6 protein-coding genes and 1 pseudogene are annotated in these 6,060 nt (G+C 63.6%); all 7 read right to left on the reverse strand.

Going from position 1 to position 6,060, the window contains the following annotated elements:
* Positions 1 to 37 precede the first annotated feature (37 nt).
* Complete coding sequence (locus tag DXK32_RS20555; RefSeq protein ID WP_114860206.1) at positions 38 to 799, reverse strand: ABC transporter ATP-binding protein; 762 nt, start codon at positions 797 to 799, stop codon at positions 38 to 40.
* On the reverse strand, positions 799 to 1,644 hold the full coding sequence (locus tag DXK32_RS20560) for an ABC transporter permease (protein ID WP_114860207.1): 846 nt from the start codon (positions 1,642 to 1,644) through the stop codon (positions 799 to 801). Before DXK32_RS20560 ends, DXK32_RS20555 begins: the two co-directional genes overlap by 1 nt.
* Positions 1,645 to 1,838: 194 nt before the next feature.
* Entirely contained in the window at positions 1,839 to 2,918 is a 1,080-nt protein-coding gene (gene gmd, locus DXK32_RS20565; RefSeq protein WP_114860208.1) for a GDP-mannose 4,6-dehydratase, read from the reverse strand.
* 329 nt (positions 2,919 to 3,247) lie between these two features.
* The gene (locus DXK32_RS32290; RefSeq protein ID WP_162801285.1) at positions 3,248 to 3,403 is read right to left on the reverse strand and encodes a hypothetical protein; all 156 of its coding nucleotides are present in this window, start codon (positions 3,401 to 3,403) and stop codon (positions 3,248 to 3,250) included.
* 9 nt (positions 3,404 to 3,412) lie between these two features.
* Entirely contained in the window at positions 3,413 to 3,796 is a 384-nt protein-coding gene (locus DXK32_RS20570) for a hypothetical protein (RefSeq protein WP_162801286.1), read from the reverse strand.
* A 198-nt stretch (positions 3,797 to 3,994) separates the two neighbouring features.
* Positions 3,995 to 4,315 (reverse strand): NAD/NADP transhydrogenase alpha subunit-like protein, encoded by a 321-nt coding sequence (locus tag DXK32_RS20575; RefSeq protein ID WP_114860210.1) that lies wholly within the window; start codon positions 4,313 to 4,315, stop codon positions 3,995 to 3,997.
* A gap of 300 nt (positions 4,316 to 4,615) precedes the next feature.
* A pseudogene (locus DXK32_RS20585) lies at positions 4,616 to 5,922 on the reverse strand (IS701 family transposase).
* Positions 5,923 to 6,060 lie beyond the last annotated feature (138 nt).

Genomic DNA, 6,060 nt, shown 5'->3' on the forward strand with positions numbered 1-6,060 from the left:
CCCTGCCTTCTGGCCGTGCCATTCGAGCGAAGCTCTCTTACGAAAGCGCCTCGGCGTTCTGGGCGTGATAGGCCGCCAGGACTTCCTCGACGGGTCCGAAGCGCTGGATGGTGCCGCGTTCAAGCCAAAGCAGCTTGTTGCACAGCCGCTTCAGCACATCCTCCACATGGGAGGCGACGACCATGATGCTGGAGCGGTTCACAAATCCCTCGGCCCGGCGCTGGGCCTTCTCCAGAAACTTCGTGTCGCTGACGGCAAGCCATTCGTCCATCAACAGGATTTCCGGATCGACCGACGTCGCCGCAGCGAAGGCGAGGCGGAGCGTCATACCCGCCGAATAGGTGCGGACCGGCAGGTCGAGATAGTCGCCCAGTTCGGTGAAGGCGGCGATGTCGTCCATCTTCCGCTCCACCTCACCGGCGTCGATGCCGAAATAGGCCGCCCGCATTCGGATGTTGTCGTAACCCGACGCGTCCATGTCGAGACCGAGGCCGATGTCGAACAGCGGCGTGACACGCCCTTCGACACGGATGCGCCCGGCCGTCGGTTCATAAACGCCGGCGAGCACGCGCAGCAGCGTCGTCTTGCCCGCGCCGTTACCACCGATCAACCCCACCCGGTCGCCGTGCTCCAGGGTCAGCGAGAAGTTGCTCAACGCATTCACGGTGACGCGGTGATGGGCGTCGTGCTTCAGCACACCGCTGGTGGAGGAGCGCAGCAGGGTCTTCTTCAGGGAGCGCGCGCTTCCCTGGTAAAGGACGAAATCGACCGAAACGTCGTTCAGCTGTATCGAAGCCATCAGAGCCAGTAGGCGATGCGTTTGCGGAAACGGGCGAAGAGGACAAAGGTGAGCGCCCAGCCGGCTGCGGCGAACAGCAGGCCAACCGCCCAGTTCTCCCAGCCCGGGAGTTGGCCGAGCAGCGGTGCCCGGATGGTCTCGATCAGGTGGTACAAGGGATTGAGCGCCATCAGGTAGCGCCGTTCTCCCAACAGCTCCGGCTTCCACATGACCGGAGTCACGAAAAACAGGAGCTGGATCACGCTGGCGACGATCGGCGGCACGTCGCGGAAACGCGTGCAGACCATGCCGCACAGAAGCATGATCCAGCCGGCGTTCACCAGCAGGAGCCCGAGCCCCGCGAAGGCGAGCAGAATGCCCCCGATCCCCGGCCATATCCCGAAGACCAGCGCCACCCCCGCGAAAATGACGATGTTGTGGGCGTAGATGATCAGATTCCGCCACAGCGCGCGCAGGATGTGCAGCGACATGGGGATGCGCACGTTTTTGATCAGCGGCTCGAGATCGATGAAGCTCGTGCAGCCTTCATTCAGGAAGGATGCGACGAACGTCCAGGTGGCCAAGCCGATGGCGAGGAACGGCAGGTAACTTTCCAGGTCGAGACGAAACAGAGTTCCGTAGATGAGGCCGAGGCTGGCCACCATGACCGCCATGCTGAGCGTCAGCCAGAAAGGTCCGAGCACCGAACGGCGGTAGCGTTTGCGGATATCGTGCCAGCCGAGCTTGCTCCACAGCCGCCAATGCCGGCCGCCGTCGAACAGATCTTCCCAGGCCCGCTCCGCCTGGCTGCGGTCGCCGGAATCGTAGACGTCCGCGCTTTGCCGACGGAAGCGGGGGACGGTCATGCTCTCACTCGTCATTTGCAGGCGCCTTGGATGCAAGCCGCGGCCGCACACAGGCAGCGCCACGGCGAGAAGGCTCTGGACAACACCACGCGAACTCCAGGAGGAAACAACCCGAACGGCAGTTTGTATACTCCGTTCGTCAGTGGCTTCACAGCGCTTAACGCGCCGGCCATTTCCAAGAGCGGCCCCCCACCTCAGTCGTGGTGCCTGGCTTCCCGTCCCTGGAGGTGGTCGTCCCGCTCGACACGAGCCAGATCGCTCTCCATCATCTCGCGGACGAGGTCGGAAAAACTGGTGGCGTGCGTCCAGCCCAGCTTGTCCCGCGCCTTGGACGGGTCACCCAACAGCAGATCCACCTCGGTGGGACGGAAATAGCGCGGATCGATCTCGATCAGCACATCACCGGTGTCGGCGTCGATCCCCTTCTCGTCCACGCCCGTCCCCCGCCATTCGATCCGGCGCCCGACATGGCCAAAGGCCAATTCCACGAATTCGCGGATGGAGTGGGTCTCGCCGGTGGCCAGCACATAGTCGTCCGGCCGCTCCTGCTGGACGATGCGCCACATCCCTTCGACATAGTCACGGGCGTGGCCCCAGTCGCGCTTGGCGTCAAGGTTGCCCAAATAAAGCCGGCTTTGCCGCCCCCGAATGATCGCAGCCACCGCGCGGGTGATCTTGCGGGTGACAAAGGTCTCGCCGCGGGTCGGCCCCTCATGGTTGAACAGAATGCCGTTGGAGGCGTGCATACCGTACGCCTCGCGGTAGTTCACCGTGATCCAGTAGGCGTACAGCTTGGCCACGGCGTAGGGACTGCGCGGGTAGAAAGGGGTGGTTTCCCGCTGGGGGGTCTCTTGCGCCTTTCCGAACAGTTCCGACGTGGAAGCCTGATAGAAGCGCGTCTTACGCTCCAGCTTCAGGATGCGGATCGCCTCCAGCAGGCGCAGCGTTCCCAACCCGTCGGAGTTCGCCGTGTATTCCGGCGCTTCGAAGCTCACCTGCACATGGCTTTGGGCGGCGAGGTTGTAGATTTCGTCGGGCTGGACCTCCTGGACGATGCGCAGCAAGTTGGTCGCATCGGTCAGGTCGCCGTAATGCATGCGGAAGCGGACATCATCCTCATGCACGTCACGGTACAGATGCTCCACCCGTTCCGTGTTGAAGGAGGACGAGCGCCGCTTGACTCCGTGGACGATGTATCCCTTCGCCAGCAGAAGCTCCGCCAGATAGGCACCGTCCTGTCCCGTGATGCCGGTGATCAAAGCGACTTTGCTCAATGCCCGCCCCTACCTTTGTGTCTGTCACTCCGCTCCGTTCCAGGCGGTATCGCTCTGGGCAGGCGACCACGGCCACACAGCGGCCTTCCAGCAGAGTGATCACATCACCGCCGAAAGCGAGCATCAGTGCGCAAATCCGCCAGACTCGTCAACCTCTTTGGGAGCAATGGCCAATCATCATCCCAGGCATCGTGCATGTCGTCGGCATTGGACCCGCGCCTGTCTTGCCGGGCTCACGTCGCTCCGTTTGCCGGTCCGGAATGCTGCCGGCGTTCGTGTTCGGACAATTCGACCACGGTCACCGGCAGTCTCGGCTTTCCCGGCGCGCGTCATCCTGCAGGGGCGTGCGAATCCTGCTGAGCCTCCCGCCACACGTCGGCCGGCTCCTGGCCGGGCCGTGTGGCGACGATGTGCGGCGGCTTGGTCAGGTCGTCATCCGGCCACAGGGCATACTGGTTCGGCACGTCGGTTTCCTGGACGATCATGTTTTCCTCTCACAGCACGACGATGTTGAAGATCCGGCTGGCACCGGTCCGGTTCACGATTTTGAATCCCCCCGCCGGAGTGGGGGGGGCGGCCAGGATCAGGTGCCCATCCGTTCCCGACGTTCCGGTCACATCGCCCAGGATGACGGACGACGCCGAACCGGCAAACATCGCCACGATGCCCTCGTTGCCGCCCACCACGCGCAGGAAGGCCTGGATCAGCCAAGCGCCATAATTCGTGCTGAGAGCATAGACCAGGACCACCGCGCAGTTGTTCCCGGCAGGCATCTGATGGGTGTAGACCGCGTCATCCCCGATGGTCACCTGGACCGTACGCCAGACAGGCGCAACGACCGGGCCGCTTGCCACCACCCCCATCGAACTGACGGTCAACGCGAGAGTGCCTCCCGCTACCACAGAGAGAGTGTTGGCGGAAGGCCGATATAGACCCGTATCCATATCCCCAACAAAACCAAGGCCGGGAGCAACTGCGGTGCCGGATGGTATTCCGACAGCCCCTGAGAAGAGCGGGTTGCTCGCCGGGACCGACCGCGGCGGAGCGTGATAGGGCGTGTTCATGCTGTTCTCCGCTCATCCGTAGAAGCAAAGGTTAACCAGACACTCCGTCGCGGACACCAGCCCCAGGCTGGGAATGCCCTTGACCATGCGGGCGGAAGGGTTCAGCTCAGGCGCAGAACCGGTCAGCACATCGCCGGTGGGCAGAGCCGCGGCCGCTCCGTATTGGAGCCAGACGTCCGCCGTGGCGCTTATCAGGACCCGCCGTGCCCCGGTGGGCACCGTCGCCACTTTCGGCACGCCTGCGGCAAGGGCAATGACATGGCGGCTGTCTGACGGCTCGATGGTTGGTGTGGACTGCCCCATGCTGTCGTCATGCGTGCGAAAATCGAGCATTGGACTCTCCTGCTGCCAGAAACGAAAACGCCCGCCGTGCGCGGAGCGCACGGCGGGCGTTGATCTTGGAGATTATAATCCTACTGGCTGGCAGAAGTCAAGCGTCTGTGCCTATCATGCAGTGAAGCATAAATATTTCCATGATTGACCGACCGCCCGCTGACCTTTGATAGAAGCCACCTAATTCTACTGTGCCATAAAGTGCTCAATTGATGGCAGCATGGACATCGCTGGAGGGTTCTGGCGAGCATTCTGGCGATTGCGATGCGCAGGGTGGCGATAGACGTTGGGACGTGGCGCTCAGGGCGCGGCGGCGGCCCCGCGGGGTCGGAAGCTTTTGGGAAGGTCAGGCGCTTGGAAGCGCCCGGAGCGAGGTGGTCCTGAGGGGGGAATCGCCGCCCGTTCCCTGATGAGGAATCCGTAGGCGGCGATGCATAGCGTCGCGTGATGGTGGAATCCGCGCCAGCCCCGGCCCTCATAATGGCCGAGGCCGAGTTCCTGTTTGAGTTCGAGGTAATCGCGTTCGATGCGCCACCGCAACTTGGCGGTTTCCACCAAGGCGTCGAGCGACATTGTCTCCGGCAGCGTCGACAACCAGGACTTGGTTGGCTTCTCTTCATCCTCGGGCCATTCGATCAGCAGCCACTCCTCCGGGCGGCACTCCGCCCGCTCCTCGTCGAGGTGCGCGGCGTGAACGCGAACGGCGGCAAAACGGGAGGCCAGCGGCGCGTTCGTGCCTTCCCGCCACGTCACGGAGCGCCAAGCCTCCGGCGCCAACCCTTCGGCCAGAGCCCTTACCGAGATCGGTTCATGCCCAAGGGCACGACGCATGAGCTTCGGCGGCCGCCCCTTGCCGCTCCACGGCTTGGGCGGCAGTGGTTCCACACCGGGCGGCCAGACGGTCAGCGAGGACTGGACTCCGGCGACGTAAGTCAACCCCAGCGCGGTCACGCCTTCGCGCAGGGCGGTATCGTTGCCGTAGCCTGCGTCCATCAGGACCACGCCCGGCGGCAGACCCGCCGCCATGGCCGTGCGGATCTGGTCCAGCGCGATGGCGGGCTTGGTCTGGAAGAGGACCCCGTCCGGGACGCCGGTCCGCGCCCGGCGCTCCGCGTCGCCGGCCCATGTCTCCGGTAGGTACAGGCGAAAGGCGACGGGAAGGCTGGCGTGGTCGGTGGCCAGCGACAGCGATACGGCGACTTGGCAATTATCCTGCTTGCCAATCTGGCCGCAGTACTGGCGCGTCACGCCAACGGAGTGGCGCCCCTTCTTCGGCATGACAGTGTCGTCGATGATCCAGGCGCGGACCGGGCCGCGTTCCACAGCGCCGGCAACACCAGATCGCGCACCCCGGCCAGCACAGCGGCATCGTCCCAGGCCGCCTTGGCAACAAAATGGTGCAAGGACTGATGCGCGGCGCCGACACGTCCCGGCTCCACCCGCGCGGCCATCGGCTCGACGCTTTTGCGCTCGCCTGGAAGGATCAATCCCGTGCAATAGGCCCGAAACGGCGCCGCGCGATCAGCGTGACCCAAAGCCGGCGCCAGGCGCTCGACATACGCCACGAACCGTGATTCGATACCCTCTGCAATGCCAAGGGGATCCATACCGCCTCTCTGAACGAAGCATGAATCCCCTTATTACAGCGAACCTCTGTCACATTCCAAGTTTTATGACACAGTAGAATTAGCAGGCTGCGGAAAAACGAACATATTCCGGCCTTTTTCCTCCGCTGAGGCTTGGAA

The organism is Azospirillum brasilense, assembly GCF_003349955.1.
Lineage (GTDB): Bacteria > Pseudomonadota > Alphaproteobacteria > Azospirillales > Azospirillaceae > Azospirillum > Azospirillum brasilense_B.

Bases quoted from the DNA above. Each gene is read 5' to 3' on its own strand.
- DXK32_RS32290 (WP_162801285.1), bottom strand. From the start codon at position 3,403: ATGATCGTCCAGGAAACCGACGTGCCGAACCAGTATGCCCTGTGGCCG.
- DXK32_RS20560 (WP_114860207.1), bottom strand. From the start codon at position 1,644: ATGACCGTCCCCCGCTTCCGTCGGCAAAGCGCGGACGTCTACGATTCC.
- DXK32_RS20575 (WP_114860210.1), bottom strand. From the start codon at position 4,315: ATGCTCGATTTTCGCACGCATGACGACAGCATGGGGCAGTCCACACCA.
- DXK32_RS20555 (WP_114860206.1), bottom strand. From the start codon at position 799: ATGGCTTCGATACAGCTGAACGACGTTTCGGTCGATTTCGTCCTTTAC.